The following is a 13459-nucleotide window of genomic DNA, read 5'->3' as shown; positions in this document are numbered from 1 at the left end:
CGACCCGCCCGCCCAGAACGCCTCCACCGCCTCCCGCTGGTACGACCGCAGCGTCCACGGCTTCCGGCCGTCCTTGCCGGCCTCGGCCAGCTCGATCGGGTGCGCCTCGCCGTCGACGTAGCCGGCCAGGTCCTCGGCCGGCCAGCCGAGCTTGAGCAGTGCCTGCTTGAGCCGGCCCCGCTCGGACGGGTGCACCGCGATCGTGTCGTCGTCGAGCTTCGCGCCGAGCATCCCGGCGAGCTTTTTGCTCTTGGCGACCTCGATCAGCACCAGCCGGTCCAGCGCCCGCAGGACGAGGCCGTGCGCCGGGTCGTTGGCGAGCTGGAGCCGGCCGTACCGGTCCATCGTCTCGGCCACGTCCACCAGCAGCCCGTGCGGCACCGGGTAGCGGGAGTACTTGATCAGGGAGTCCACCACGCCCTCGGCGTCGTGGCCGGCGGCGCGCGCGTTCCACAGCCCGAGCGGGGTCAGCCGGTAGGTGTGCACGTGCTCGGGGGAGCGCTCCAGCTCGGCGAAGGGCGCGATGGCCATCCGGCACGCCTGCGCGTCGGGGTGGTCGATCTCCAGCAGCAGGGTCTTGTCCGACTGCACGATCAGGGGTCCACCGCTCACGCCAGTGCCTCTCCTCCGCCTCGGGTCGTCGGCTGTCCGGGAGGCGACTGCCCACCCCGGGCCGACCCACCAGTGTTGCACGTACGCGGGTGACGGCAGAAAAATCTGGTCACCTGGAGCAACCGGAGCGGTACTCGCAACGTCTACCAAAGGGAACACCTGTCAGGGGAGGCACCATGCGCAAGGTCCGGATCACCAGCCGGCTCGTCGCCCTGGCAGTGGTCACGCTGGTCGGCGCCGGTGCGTGCGCGTTCGATCCACAGGCCGACGGTGGCGGGGGCGGGGGGCCCGTCCCGGCCGGGGCTGCGGAGCGGGTAACGGGGGCGAGCGGTGCGCCCGGGCCGGACCAGCGGGCGCGGCCCAGCACGGCGCCGCCGAAGCGCAAGGTCAAGCCGACGCGGAGCACGCCCGCACCGACGCGTCCCGCGGTGAAGCCGACGCGGCCCGCGACGAAACCCAGCGCGTCGCCGTCCGCCGCCGGCTGCCCGCAGGGCGAGCACCAGCGCGAGGTGGAGGCGTACCTGGCCCGGCTGGGCGGGTTCGGCCGCGTGACCGTCGACGGCCGGCAGTCCGCCGCCGACTGCGCCGCCATCAGGAAGTTCCAGAAGCGGTACGACATCCGCCCCGCCCACGGCCGCGCCGGGCCCACGACGTACGACGTGGCGAAGCGGCTCGCCACCACCGACACTGCGCGCTGCCGGGCCGGCTCGGGCACCACCTTCTGCATCGACCTGACCCGGCAGACGACCTGGGTCATGCGCAACGGCAAGGTGCTCGTGAAGCCGACCGTGACCCGCACGGGCATGCCCGGCTACCGCACCCCCGCCGGCACGTTCACGATCAACTACCGCAACGTCAAGGAGTGGTCCGACCCGTACGAGGTGTGGCTGCCGTACTGGCAGCACTTCACCCGGGGGATGGGCTTCCACCAGACCACCACCTACCTGCACGACAAGGCGATCGGCTCGCACGGCTGCGTCAACCTGCTGCCCGGCGACGCCGTCCGCTACTGGGAGCTGGGCAAGGTCGGCAGCAAGGTGGTGCTGGTCGGTCGGCGTCCCGGCACCTGAGCCGCCCCGGCACAACCCCGGCGCCGTCGCACACCCCGTCCGATCCGGGTTTTATCCCCTGTCACTCCCGCCACGGCGGTGTCACGCTGGATGCCAGTCGTCGAACCGGACGGGGAGGCTGGAGATGACGGTCGACCGCGAAGTGATCCCGGAGCACAGTCCCGCGCACGACCGGTCGCCCGTCGAGGAGGTCTCCACCGCCACCGTGGTCGCGTACGCGGTGGCGGCCGTGGTGCTCGTCGGCTGGTTCCTCTTCGGCTGGCTGGTGCTCGAGCAGGGCTTCGTCGACTCGGTCGGCGAGTCGGCCGGCGCCGGGTTCGCGCTGCTGCTGATCGTCTCCGTCGTCGGGACCGTACGCCGCAGCCGGCGCTGACGCGCCCCGCTCAGTCCTCCCGTACCGCCGCCGTGATCCGGTGCAGGGCGAAGGTGTGCAGCATCTCCGTCCGGTCGTCCTCGGCGCGCAGGTAGCCCGCGCCGATCGAGACCGGCCGGACGAGGCGGGACGCGGTCGCCCCGTGCGCGTCGACGTACCCGACCCAGACCAGCGCCTTGTCCCGGACCGCCTGCTGGAGCACGGCGAGGGCGTCGCTGTGCGAGGGCACCGGCGCGGGACCGGCGTGCCCGACCGCGCCCCGCACCACGGCCGGCGCCCGCCGGGCGGCCCGGGCCGCCGCGTCGCCGCGCCGGATCTGCTCCACCACGCCCAGCAGGCGGGGCATGGCCAGCTTCGGCGTGGTCAGCGGGTCGAGCGTCCTGGTCGTCACCGGCACCCGCGCCGGGGCCCGCCGGGTCTTCGGGCGGGCGAGCACCGCCGCCCCGCTCGCGTCCTCCGGCACCGGGGCGTACCCGGCGTCGCGCAGCGCCATCAGCATGCGGCCCACCTGGTACGGCGTCGACAGCACCGTGGGCGCCAGCCGGCGCAGCGCCAGCGGCTCCAGCCGCCGGTCGGCGAGCACCTCGGTCAGCAGCGCCTCGTCGTCACTGCGCACGTACCCCCCGGCGGAGCCGACCCGCAGCCCGCCGTGCTTGCGGGCCACGTCGTCCACCAGGTACGTCAGCCCCTGCGGCACGGGGGTGCGGGACCGCCGCCGGAACAGGCCGTGCAGGTCGTCGGCCGAGTAGCCGGCGTCCAGGGCCCGGCGCACGCTGGCCGGCGTCACCCGGTGCACGCTGGCCCCGCCGGCCGACTCGTGCTCCGCCACCACCTCCAGTTCGGCGGCGAGCGCCGGATCGGGCGGGCCGGGCACCACGACGGTCAGGTCCGCCTGCACGAGGAAGTGGTCGACCGGGGCGGGCAGCAGCGCGTCCAGCGCGCGTACGGCGCTGGACGGGTCGCCGCTCTCGGCGTCCGAACGCAACCCGAGGGGGTCGTCCCCGCCCCGTTCGTCGGCGGCGGTCACGTCGGTGAGCAGCAGCCGCCCGTACGAGGTGAGCGCCCCCAGCCCCGTCACGCCCAGCGTGGCCGCCTCGGCCAGCACCTCGCGGTGCGCGGCCTCCCGCCCCCGGCTGCGCCGCGGCGCCCGCCAGTCGAGCAGGGCCAGCACCTCCTCGGGGGTGGGCCCGGTGGCCGGCTCCAGGTCGGCGAGCACCTCCAGCACGGCCCGCCGGGCGGCCGGCGCGCCGGCCCGTTCCGCCTCGGCGGAGAGCACCGTGATCGGCCGGTCCCGGTCGTCGCGCTGCCCAACCAGGCCGGCCTGCCGGGTCATGGTCAGCCAGGACCGGGCTACCTGCTCCCAGCGCTGCGCGAGCGTCCCCGCCCGCCACACCTCGTACCCGGCGGTGGGCAGGACCTGCTGGTCCGCGCCGTGCCGGGTGGTGGTGGCCCCGGGCAGGTCGACCTCGCCGACCAGCCCGCCCGCGTACGCCGCCTCCAGCAGCAGGGCGGCCGTCGGCTCGTCCACCCCGACGACCCGGGCGAGCCGGCGCAGGTCGCGGACGCCCAGGCCGCCGGAGCGCAGCACCGGCGCCGGTTCGGCGGCGAGCTGCTCCAGCAGCGCCTCGGTGTGGCGTACCACCTCCATGGTCTGCCCGGCCCCGGCCGAGTCGGCGGCCTTCGGCTCGCGCGGCGCGGTCGCCACCGGCGGCGGGCTGCTGCGCAGCGGGCCGAGCGGGCCGCTGTCGCGGCGCAGCAGCAGGCCGACCTCCCGGGGCAGTTCGACGGTGCCCGTGACGCCGGCCCTGCCGCCGGAGACCGGCACCAGCAGGTGGTGGTCGACGAGCCAGCGCACCGGCGAGCCGGTCGGCGCGCCGCCGTTGGTCGGGTCCGGGGGCAGGTCGTCCTCCGCGCCGAGCGGGGGTGCCTGCAACGCGCCCGCCGGCACGCTGCCGACCGGCGGTCCGGCGGCCAGCCGGTCCAGGATCGCCCGGGCCGAGGGCGGCGCGGCCAGCAGCGTCCGCCGCAGCTTCGCCGGGTCCGCGCAGAGCGCCGCCGCCCGCGGCTCCAGCTCCGTCGCCGGTCGGCCCAGCCCCGCCGGGTACGGGGAGACCTCGTCGACGCTGGCCACCACGCGCAGGGCGCTCTCGGGGCCGTACAGCACGAAGAGCGCGCGCAGCCGGTTCACGGCGGCGCGGACGGTGGTGGGGGCCGGCGGGTGCGGTCCGGCGGTGGCCATGGCGAGCACCGCCTCGGTGGAGGTGGTCCCGTCGGTGGCGTTCCGGGTCAGCCGGGCGGCGTCCAGCATCAGCAGGGTGAACTGGTCCAGCGCGTCGAGCGCGCGGGCCACCGAGACCCGGGACTGGGCCCGGGTGGCGAGCGCGGAGACATCGGCCGGCACGGGTACGACGAGGTCCGGCCGCAGCTGGAGGAGGGCGGCGAGCGACTCGTCGGGCAGCGACCGCAGGTGGTCGGCGAGTGAGGTGGTCATCGTCGTTCCACGCTAGCCCGGCCGGGGGTCCTCCCGCCCCTCGGACGTCCGGCTGGCCCGGGGTTGGGCGGGTACGTTCTCCTGCATGGCAGCGCTGACGGTCGGCTTCGACCTCGACATGACCCTGGTCGACTCGCGTCCCGGTATCGCCGACGCCTTCCGGGCGCTGTCGGCCCGGACGGGGGTGCACGTGGACGCGGCGGCCGCCGTGTCGCGGCTCGGCCCGCCGCTGCGCACCGAGATCGCCCACTGGTTCCCGCCGGAGCAGGTCGACGAGGCCGTCCGGACGTACCGCGAGCTGTACCCGGCGTACGCGATCACGCCCACCGTCCCGCTCCCCGGCGCCGTCGCCGCGCTCGACGCGGTACGCGAACGCGGCGGCCGCGTGCTCGTGGTGACCGCCAAGCTGGGCCGCCTGGCCCGGCTGCACCTCGACCATCTCGGGATGGTGGCCGACGAGGTGGCCGGCGACCTGTTCGCGGAGGAGAAGGCGACCGCGCTGCGGCGGCACGGCGCGACCCACTACGTCGGCGACCACGTGGCCGACATGGTGGCCGCCGGGGCGGCGGGCGTCCCGGGCATCGCGGTCGCCACCGGCCCGTGCACGGCCGACGAGCTGCGCGCGGCCGGCGCGGAGGTGGTGCTGGATGATCTCACCGGATTCCCGGCGGCGCTGGACGGCATGATCCGGCTAGCCTTGGAGCGGTAGACGTCTCAAGCTCAAGCGAAGCAGGGGTTCTCAGGTGCCGACGGGTCGAGTGAAGTGGTTTGACGCGGCCAAGGGATACGGGTTCGTCACCAGTGACGAGGGTGGCGACGTGTTCCTGCCCAAGGGCGCGCTACCGACGGGTGTCACCGACCTCAAGGGCGGCCAGCGGGTCGACTTCAGCGTGGTGGACAGCCGCCGGGGCGCGCAGGCGATGGGGGTCAAGCTGCTCGACGCCCCGCCCTCGATGGCGGAGCTGCGCCGCCGGCCGGCGGAGGAGCTGCACGGCCTCGTCGAGGACATGATCAAGGTGCTGGAGGCGAAGGTCCAGCCGGACCTGCGCCGGGGTCGGTTCCCGGACCGCAAGACGGCGCAGAAGATCGCTCAGCTGGTCCACGCGGTCGCCAACGAGCTGGAGGTCTGAGGCACCAGCCCGGCGTCGGCGGCCCGGCCGAGCAGCGCCTCCACGGCGGCGAACCCCGCGTCCCCCAGGTCGGCGGTGAACTCGTTGACGTAGAGCCCGATGTGCCGGTCCACCACGTCGGGCTCCATCTCCTGCGCGTGCGCCAGCACGTACTCCCGGCTGGCAGCCGGGTCGGCCCAGGCTTGGCGGACCGACTCGCGGATCCACCCGGCCGCCGCCTCGGGGTCGACCGCGCCGCGCCGGGCCAGGATGGCCCCGAGGGGGATGGGCAGGCCGGTGTCGGCCTCCCACCACTCGCCGAGGTCGACCAGGGCGGTCAGGCCGTGCCGTGGGTAGGTGAACCGTGCCTCGTGGATGACCAGGCCGGCGTCGTACCGGCCGGCGGCGACGCCCGGCATGATCTCGTGGAACGGCACGACCTCGATCCGCGCCGGGGGGCGCTCGGCCGCCCAGAGCCGGAAGAGCAGGTACGCCGTGGTCCGGTCGCCCGGCACCGCCACGGTGGCGCCACTCAGGTCGACACGGCCGGGACGGCCGGGACCGCCGGGGCCGTCGCGGTCGGGGTCGGCGGGCCGGTCGGGGTGGCCGCCACGGGTCAGCACCAGCGGGCCGCAGCCACGGCCGAGCGCGCCTCCGCAGGGCAGCAGGTGGTAGTCGTCCAGCAGCCACGGCAGCGCCGCGTAGCTCACCTTGACCAGGTCGAACGCCCCACGCTCGGCGGCCGTGTTGGTGACGTCCACGTCGGCGTACGTGACGTCGACCGGCGGGGCGCCGGGTACCAGGCCGTGCACCAGGGCGTGGAAGACGAACGTGTCGTTGGGGCAGGGCGAGATCGCCAGTGAGAGCGCCACGCCCTCACCGTATCCCCGCCGCAGGCGGCCCGGCCTCGCCCGGCCCCCACGACTGTGACCTGTCCCGCGAGGTGGCGCTGCCCCGCGAGGTCAGGGAGCAGAGGTGAGGGCGGCCGAGCCGCGCCACCACTGGCATGCGAGCGACGAGCCGGGCTGCCGCCGACGCGTGAGCCATGGACCGAGCGGGACCTCGACGGCGAAGACGCAGGGCGGCATTGGTGTCCTCGTGCGACCCTGTCGAGCTGCCCTCACGGATGGGGCAAGCCGCGACGCGGCAGATGAGCAAGTTGTGATCCGGCGAGCACCGGCCGCCCAACGCGGGAACGTACCCCTGTCGAAGGGCCCGGCCCAAGCCCCGAACACACCCTGATCGCACGGACGGCACGTTGGCCCCGCCGGACGAGCACCACGACCTACACCTTCGAGCGGCGCACACCGGGGACTGGTATAGGCGGTCCCTCAGGGCTGTCGGGTCCCTCGACGTCACCGGCAGTTCCCGTGAACCGGGGAGTGGGCCGGCGAGGGGGACGGCTGGCGGTGCCCCACAGGTCTCGCTGGCGCTGGTTCAGCGTGGTCTCACAAACGGGGCAGCTCGACAGCGCGCCGAAGAGCACCCTGGCCGAGCGCCGCGCAACAAAACGGCGCGCCGCTGCACAACCCGAGGCGGTTATCCCCAGGGTTATCCACGAGCATGCCGCGCTTGTTGAAATGCGCTCGTGCCGTCGTCACGATCGACGCATGACGGAGCGGGACGGTCCGATCGAGGTGGGGACGGCGCTGCGCGCTCTCCGGCGTCAGGCAGACCTGAGCCAGCGAGAGTTGGCGCGTCGGTCGGGCGTACCCAAGAGCACAGTGGCGCGGATCGAGGCCGATCCGGGCACCGATCCGAGGTTGCGGACGGTGGAGCGGTTGGGCCGGGCCGCTGGAGGGGAACTGGCGGTCGGCGTCCGGACCGCTGACGGGCACACCACCGACGACGGCCCGGGGGCCGTCGGTGCGCTGGGACCCGTCCCGCACGACGGCCGACGCGACGAGGGAGGCCGCCGCTATCCCGCCCACCTCGACGTCCGGGAGGTCCGGACGCTGAAGGACTGGCCGGGTGCGTGGTGGGGGCACTGGTACGTCCCACCGGAGCAGTGGCCGGTGCGGGTGCCGGAGATGACGTACGAGCTTCATCGCGGGCGACGCGACGAGCGACGGGTGCGGGAGCGGGCTCGCGCCGCCGTCAGTTTCCGTCGGGTGACGGAGGGGGTGCCGGACGGGTGCTGGCGGTTCGTGGCCCAGCTGCCGGGCGGTGAGCTGGTCGGCGAACTCCGGGCACACGAACGTAGCGAGGACCTGCTGCTCGGCGAGGATCTGGGCGATCGGCGGGAGATGGTGCTGGACGGTGTCCTCGTCGCGCCCCAACTGCGCTTCCTGGGCATCGGCCGCCGGTTGCTCCGGCTCCTCGGCGAGGAACTGGACCAGGCCGGTATCCAGACCGTGCGCGCCATCGCCGGCATCGGTGGCGTCGACTTCCTGATCGCCTGCGGCTATCAGTTGGAGGCGAGTCGGCCGGCGGTCCTGCGGTTCGACCAACGGCGGACGCCCACAGGATGATCGCTGGGCTGGTCGGCAGCCGAGGCCGACAGGCTCAGGGGCCGGCAGGCAGGCCGGCCGGCGGGTTCAGGTCAAGGGCTGCGGCGGCCGTGGTGAGGGCGGCGAGCGCCTCGCGCATGCGCCAGGCGTCGCGGTCCCGGGGGCCGATCGGGTTGGAGACGGTACGCAGCTCGACGAACGGGACGCCGGCCTGTGCGGCGGCGACGGCCACGCCGTACCCCTCCATGGCCTCGGCGACCGCGTCGGGGTGGCGCCGGCGCAGGGCGTCCGTGCTGGCGGCGGTGCCGGTCACCGTGCTGACGGTCAACACCGCGCCCACCGTTGCCGTCGGCAGCGCGGCCCGCAGGGCGGCCAGCAGCCCCGGGTCGGCGGCGAGCGCGACGCCACCACCGAGCCACTCCGGGGGCATGCCCAACTCGTCCACGGGGAGGAAGCCCGCCGGTGACTCGGCACCCAGGTCGGCGGCGACGGCGACGGAGCCCAGCACCGTCGCGCCGACCTCCACCCGGCCGCCGAAGCCACCCGCCACGCCCGCGCTGACCACACCGCGGTACGGACGCCCGGCCGCCTCGGCGAGCACCAGCAGCCGGGCGGTGGTGGCGGCGGCGACGGCGGGTCCGACCCCCACCGGCAGCACCGCCGTCGACGCGTCCGCGAGGCCCGCGCGGACCGCCTCGGCCTCGGCGGGCACCGCCGTGACCACCAGCAGGCCCGTCACGGCAGGGGCCCCTGCGGTTCCCGCCGGGTCTCGTCGTCCGTGCCGCCCGGCCCGCCGACCGCCGACGACGGCCGGTAGATGTGGTAGCCCGGCGGGGCCAGGGCCGGGTCGTCCAGCGGCGAGCCGCCCTGCGCGGGGGCGGGCGAGACGGGCGCCACCCCGCTGTCGGGGCCGGCCTCGGCCTCGGTCCGCGCGCCGGCCCCGGCAGCGGTGGGCGTGCCGGCCGTGCTTGCTGCGGTGCCCGTGTCCGCCTTGGTGGGCGTGCCGGCCCCGGTGTCCGTGGCGGTGTCGTCGGTGTCGTCGGTCAGTTCGTCGCCGGCGAGCGGGCGACCGGCCAGGCGCTCGGCGCGCAGGCGGCCCGCCACCATCACACCCCGGACGGCGGCCAACGTGCCGACCCCGGCGGCGACGGCGATCCCGATCCGGCCGTCGAAGGGTACGAGCCCCAGCCCGCCCCCGGCGACGAACGCGAGCATCAGCACCGTCTCGGAATGGGCGAACGAGCTGGCCCGCAGCCGCTCCGGGATGCGCTCCTGGATCGAGGCGTCCACGGTGAGCTTGGCGATGCCGCTGATCAGCGCGACCACGAGGCAGAGCAGGGCGACCATCGGCAGCGAGAACTTCAACGCGGCGAGGACCGCCACCCCGCCCACGATGATCATGCCGCTGGACTGGATCGCGACGGGTCGGTGGATGCGCAGCCGGGTGCCGATCGCGGTGGCGAGGAAGGTGCCCACGGCCAGCGCCGCGCCGACGAGGCCCAGCGCCCCCTCGTCGCCCAGGTCCCGGCCGAAGACGACGGTGGTCAGGTCGCCGGCCTTGATCGCGAAGGCCAGGAAGAGCAGCAGGAACCCGTACAGCCCGCGCAGCGTCGCGGCGCCGATCAGGGTGGCGATCACGAGCCGGCCCGCCGGCCGCCCCCGGCCCAGCGGGCGGTCGCCGGTGCGCCGGCCGAGCGCGCGCAGCGGCCGGGGCACCCGCTCCGGCGGCTCGGAGTCGGCCTTCGGCGGCAGTCGCAGGGAGATCACCATGCCGACCAGGAAGATGATCGAGGCGACCCGGAGCGGCCACTGCGGCCCGAACCAGAAGGCGGCCAGCCCGATCGGCGCGACCAGGGCGCCGGCCACCGTGCCGTAGACGCTGGCCCGGGCGCCCACCTGGGAGAGGCCGAGCCCTTCCGGCAGCAGCCGCGGGACGGCCGCCGAGCGGGCCACCCCGTACGCGCGGGAGAGCGCCAGGACGCCGAAGGCCGCCGGGTAGAGGCCGAAGCCGTGGATGTAGTCGGAGATCAGCCACGCCAGGAAGGCCCGGCCGAGCATGGTGGCGGCCAGCGCGTACCGGCGGCCGTGGCGGAAGTGGTCGAGCAGCGGGCCCACCACCGGGGCGAGCATGGCGAACGGCACCATGGTCACCAGCAGGTAGAGGGCGACCTTGCTGCGCGCCTCGCCGAGCGGCACGTTGAAGAAGATCGTCCCGGCGAGCCCGATGGCGATCAGCGTGTCCCCGGCGCAGGAGATCGCGTGCAGGTCGAAGAGGCGGACCATGCCGACCTCGTCGCCGGCGCCCCGGGCGCGGGCCCGGCCCGCCCGGCGGGTCATCCAGCGCCCACCGCTGACCGAGCCGCGCAACAGCAGGCGGACGGCCTTGATGCCGGTGCCGACGGTCCGCCCGAGTACGGACCGCCCGGAGCGGGAGAACAGCGGCATGTCCACCATCCTCACCCATCCGGTCCGTCCGTGCCGCACCACTGTCCCAGAACGTCGTCGGCGGGTGCCTGTCGGTCGGCCGTACGCATGGGGAACAATGGTCGGGTGACCAGGCCCGCCTCCGCCCGTGCCGCTCGTCTCGACCAGGTCTGCGCCGCCGCCGTCGAGGTGGCACGTGACGCCATTACCGAGGTCGACCCCTCGGACATCGGCGACCACCTGCAGGCCGTCGCGGAGGGCGACCGACTCGTCACGCACTACTTCGAGTGTCGGCTCGCCGGCTACCGCGGCTGGCGGTGGGCGGTCACCGTGACCCGGGTGCCGCGCAGCCGGCACGTCACCGTCTGCGAGACGGTGCTGCTCCCCGGCGCGGACGCGATGCTCGCGCCCGGCTGGCTGCCGTGGCAGGAGCGGCTCAAGCCGGGCGACCTCGGCCCCGGCGACCTGCTGCCCACCCCGGCGGACGACGACCGGCTCCAGCCCGGCTACCTGCTCTCCGACGACCCCGCCGTCGAGGAGACCGCCTGGGAGCTCGGCCTCGGCCGGGCCCGGGTGCTCTCCCGGGAGGGGCGCAGCGAGGCCGCCCAGCGCTGGTACGACGGCGACCACGGCCCGTCCGCCGCGATCTCGGTCGCCGCCCCCGCCGCCGCCCGCTGCGGCACCTGCGGCTTCTACCTGCCGCTCGCCGGCGCCCTGCGGCAGTCCTTCGGGGCCTGCGGCAACTTCTACGCCCCCGACGACGGTCGGGTGGTCAGCGCCGACCACGGCTGCGGGGCGCACTCGGAGACCCTGATCGACGCCGCCGAGACCCAGGTCGACGAGATGCCCACGGTCTACGACGACAGCGCGGTCGAGCCCGTGGCGGTCAGCCGGGCGCCGGGCTCCGTCGAGGCCGCGGAGCCGGCGGAGCCGTACGGCCACCCCTGACGCCACCGGGCGCGGCGCCGATCCGGCGGATCGGCGCCGTCGCAGGGTCGTCGCAGGTCAGCGGCCGGCGCGGCGGCGGCGCCGGTTGGCGTCGTGCCGCATCATCACGGCGAGACCGGGGAAACCCCACAGGAAACCGGCCAGGCAGGTCCACAGCCAGTCCTGGTGGTCGTGCGCGGTCAACCAGTCGCGGAAGAAGACCAGCAGCACCAGCCCGGCGAGCGCCCAGGCCGCCATCCCGGCGAGGGCGAACGGCACCATCGGCGGGTCGAGCGGCTCGGGCCGCGGTGGCTGCTCCTTCGGCACGCGGCAAGCGTACGCGATCAACTTTTCCTGCTGGCCGGTGATCTGCGACGATGCGCGCGACAACGGAAGATCACCTGCGAGGACCTGATGGCAGTAGCGCCGCCCGAGAACGGCACACCACCCGACCCCGCTCACCCGCGTAACGGTTTCGACCGGTACTTCGAGGTCTCCGCCCGTGGCTCGACGATGAGCCGCGAGGTACGCGGTGGCCTGGCGACCTTCTTCACGATGGCGTACATCGTGGTGCTCAACCCGCTCATCATCGGTGGTGCCGTCGACGGCGACGGCCAGAAGCTCCCCATCGCCGCCCTCGCCGCGGCCACCGCCCTGGTCGCCGGCCTGATGACCATCCTGATGGGCGTGGTCGGCCGGTTCCCGCTGGCGCTCGCCGCCGGCCTCGGCGTCAACGCGCTGGTCGCGTACGAGATCGCCCCGGAGATGACCTGGGCGGACGCGATGGGCCTCGTGGTGATCGAGGGCCTGATCATCGCGGTGCTGGTGCTGACCGGCCTGCGTACGGCGGTGTTCCGCTCGGTGCCGACGCAGATGAAGACGGCGATCGGCGTCGGCATCGGCCTCTTCCTGACCATCATCGGCCTGGTCGACGCCGGCTTCGTGCGCCGGGTGCCGGACGTGCAGAACAGCACCGTCCCGGTCAGCCTGGGCATCGGCGGCAAGCTCGCCAGCTGGCCGCTGCTGGTCTTCGTGGTGGGCCTGCTGCTGACCATCGTGCTGCTGGTGCGCCGCGTCAGGGGCGCGATCCTGATCGGCATTCTCGGCTCCACCCTGCTGGCGATCGTCGTCGAGGCGGTGGCGAACATCGGCCCGTCCTTCGTCGACGGCAAGCCGAACCCGAAGGGCTGGGCGCTCAACGTCCCCGAGCTGCCGAAGACCTGGGTGGACGTGCCGGACCTGTCGCTGATCGGCAACTTCAACCTGTTCGACTCGTGGGGCCGGGCCGGCTGGGTCGTCGTCCTCATGTTCGTGTTCACCCTGCTGATCACGGACTTCTTCGACACGATGGGCACGATGGTCGCGGTCGGCCAGGAGGGGAACATGCTCGACGAGCGGGGCACCCCGCCGCGGGCGAAGGAGATCCTGCTGGTCGACTCCATCGCGGCGGCGGCCGGCGGTGCGGCGAGCACGTCCAGCAACACGTCGTACATCGAGAGCGCCGCCGGTGTGGCGGAGGGCGCCCGGACGGGCGTGGCCAACCTGGTCACCGGCGGGTTGTTCCTGCTGGCGATGTTCCTGGCGCCGCTGGTCGTGGTGGTGCCGTTCGAGGCGGCGTCCACCGCGCTGGTGGTGGTCGGCTTCCTGATGATGACCGCGGTGCGGACGATCGACTGGTCCGACTACGAGATCGCGATCCCGGCGTTCCTGACGATCGTGCTGATGCCCTTCACGTACTCGATCTCCAACGGCATCGGCGCCGGCCTGATCTCGTACGTGGTGGTGAAGCTCGCCCGGGGCAAGGCCCGGGAGATCCACCCGCTGCTGTACGGGGTGGCCGCCCTCTTCGTGCTCTACTTCCTGCGCGGGCCGATCGAGTCCGTGGTGCTCTGACACGTCGGTCCGCTCCGGGCCGGTGACCGAATCGGGTACCCGGCCCGGAGCAGGACAAACTTCTCGTGAGCATGGTCATATCACCACTCATTCGCCAAGCTAATTAGTTA

At 74.4% G+C, this 13459-nt stretch carries 13 protein-coding genes; 7 read left to right on the top strand and 6 right to left on the bottom strand.

The annotated features are described in order from the left end of the window. A partial coding sequence (locus ACSNN9_RS14250; protein WP_436673526.1) for a helicase-associated domain-containing protein occupies positions 1–612 on the bottom strand: 612 nt, incomplete at its 3' end. A 176-nt stretch (positions 613–788) separates the two neighbouring features. Here ACSNN9_RS14250 and ACSNN9_RS14245 point away from each other — a divergent pair. After that, positions 789–1682, top strand: coding sequence for a L,D-transpeptidase family protein (locus tag ACSNN9_RS14245; protein ID WP_436673525.1), 894 nt, complete (start codon positions 789–791; stop codon positions 1680–1682). 124 nt (positions 1683–1806) lie between these two features. Continuing rightward, positions 1807–2055 carry a hypothetical protein gene (locus tag ACSNN9_RS14240; protein WP_357872884.1) on the top strand — a complete coding sequence of 83 codons (249 nt, stop codon included), beginning with the start codon at positions 1807–1809 and terminating at the stop codon, positions 2053–2055. Positions 2056–2065: 10 nt separating this feature from the next. On the opposite strand, the gene ACSNN9_RS14235 is transcribed toward ACSNN9_RS14240, so the two are convergent. Continuing rightward, positions 2066–4546: a helicase-associated domain-containing protein gene (locus ACSNN9_RS14235; RefSeq protein ID WP_436673523.1), complete on the bottom strand. Its 2481-nt coding sequence runs from the start codon at positions 4544–4546 to the stop codon at positions 2066–2068. 85 nt (positions 4547–4631) lie between these two features. Here ACSNN9_RS14235 and ACSNN9_RS14230 point away from each other — a divergent pair, with 85 nt between their 5' ends. Beyond that, positions 4632–5255 carry an HAD family hydrolase gene (locus ACSNN9_RS14230; RefSeq protein ID WP_436673522.1) on the top strand — a complete coding sequence of 208 codons (624 nt, stop codon included), beginning with the start codon at positions 4632–4634 and terminating at the stop codon, positions 5253–5255. A 34-nt stretch (positions 5256–5289) separates the two neighbouring features. After that, positions 5290–5676, top strand: a complete 387-nt coding sequence (locus ACSNN9_RS14225) for a cold-shock protein (RefSeq protein ID WP_101413859.1) — start codon at positions 5290–5292, stop codon at positions 5674–5676. On the opposite strand, the gene ACSNN9_RS14220 is transcribed toward ACSNN9_RS14225, so the two are convergent. Continuing rightward, the gene (locus ACSNN9_RS14220) at positions 5637–6527 is read right to left on the bottom strand and encodes a 1,4-dihydroxy-6-naphthoate synthase (protein WP_436673520.1); all 891 of its coding nucleotides are present in this window, start codon (positions 6525–6527) and stop codon (positions 5637–5639) included. The genes ACSNN9_RS14225 and ACSNN9_RS14220 overlap by 40 nt on opposite strands. 738 nt (positions 6528–7265) lie before the next feature. On the opposite strand from ACSNN9_RS14220, the gene ACSNN9_RS14215 reads away from it, so the two are divergent. Continuing rightward, the gene (locus ACSNN9_RS14215; protein ID WP_436673518.1) at positions 7266–8126 is read left to right on the top strand and encodes a helix-turn-helix domain-containing protein; all 861 of its coding nucleotides are present in this window, start codon (positions 7266–7268) and stop codon (positions 8124–8126) included. Between the two features lie 34 nt (positions 8127–8160). On the opposite strand, the gene ACSNN9_RS14210 is transcribed toward ACSNN9_RS14215, so the two are convergent. Both ACSNN9_RS14210 and ACSNN9_RS14205 read right to left on the bottom strand, forming a co-directional pair. Beyond that, complete coding sequence (locus ACSNN9_RS14210) at positions 8161–8844, bottom strand: futalosine hydrolase (protein WP_436673517.1); 684 nt, start codon at positions 8842–8844, stop codon at positions 8161–8163. Beyond that, a complete protein-coding gene (locus ACSNN9_RS14205; RefSeq protein ID WP_436673516.1) occupies positions 8841–10550 on the bottom strand; it encodes an MFS transporter in 1710 nt (569 codons plus the stop codon). The genes ACSNN9_RS14210 and ACSNN9_RS14205 overlap by 4 nt, the downstream gene beginning before the upstream one ends. A gap of 87 nt (positions 10551–10637) precedes the next feature. Between ACSNN9_RS14205 and ACSNN9_RS14200 the strand changes: the two genes are divergently transcribed. After that, positions 10638–11477 (top strand): DUF3027 domain-containing protein, encoded by an 840-nt coding sequence (locus tag ACSNN9_RS14200; protein ID WP_436673514.1) that lies wholly within the window; start codon positions 10638–10640, stop codon positions 11475–11477. A gap of 57 nt (positions 11478–11534) precedes the next feature. Here the strand turns inward: ACSNN9_RS14200 and ACSNN9_RS14195 are convergent, their stop codons facing one another. After that, on the bottom strand, positions 11535–11783 hold the full coding sequence (locus tag ACSNN9_RS14195; protein ID WP_089002323.1) for a DUF2530 domain-containing protein: 249 nt from the start codon (positions 11781–11783) through the stop codon (positions 11535–11537). 87 nt (positions 11784–11870) lie between these two features. Here ACSNN9_RS14195 and ACSNN9_RS14190 point away from each other — a divergent pair, with 87 nt between their 5' ends. After that, positions 11871–13349 (top strand): NCS2 family permease, encoded by a 1479-nt coding sequence (locus ACSNN9_RS14190; protein WP_436673512.1) that lies wholly within the window; start codon positions 11871–11873, stop codon positions 13347–13349. Positions 13350–13459 lie beyond the last annotated feature (110 nt).

The organism is Micromonospora sp. URMC 107 (assembly GCF_051386315.1).
Taxonomy (GTDB): Bacteria; Actinomycetota; Actinomycetes; order Mycobacteriales; family Micromonosporaceae; genus Micromonospora.
The sequence above is the reverse complement of the archived record's forward strand: the minus strand, read 5'-3'. Positions and strand labels throughout refer to the sequence as shown.

Excerpts from the sequence above, each read along its gene's own strand:
- ACSNN9_RS14245 (WP_436673525.1), top strand. The coding sequence starts at position 789 with ATGCGCAAGGTCCGGATCACCAGCCGGCTCGTCGCCCTGGCAGTGGTC.
- ACSNN9_RS14240 (WP_357872884.1), top strand. The coding sequence starts at position 1,807 with ATGACGGTCGACCGCGAAGTGATCCCGGAGCACAGTCCCGCGCACGAC.
- ACSNN9_RS14235 (WP_436673523.1), bottom strand. The coding sequence starts at position 4,546 with ATGACCACCTCACTCGCCGACCACCTGCGGTCGCTGCCCGACGAGTCG.
- ACSNN9_RS14230 (WP_436673522.1), top strand. The coding sequence starts at position 4,632 with ATGGCAGCGCTGACGGTCGGCTTCGACCTCGACATGACCCTGGTCGAC.
- ACSNN9_RS14215 (WP_436673518.1), top strand. The coding sequence starts at position 7,266 with ATGACGGAGCGGGACGGTCCGATCGAGGTGGGGACGGCGCTGCGCGCT.
- ACSNN9_RS14205 (WP_436673516.1), bottom strand. The coding sequence starts at position 10,550 with ATGCCGCTGTTCTCCCGCTCCGGGCGGTCCGTACTCGGGCGGACCGTC.
- ACSNN9_RS14200 (WP_436673514.1), top strand. The coding sequence starts at position 10,638 with ATGGGGAACAATGGTCGGGTGACCAGGCCCGCCTCCGCCCGTGCCGCT.
- ACSNN9_RS14190 (WP_436673512.1), top strand. The coding sequence starts at position 11,871 with ATGGCAGTAGCGCCGCCCGAGAACGGCACACCACCCGACCCCGCTCAC.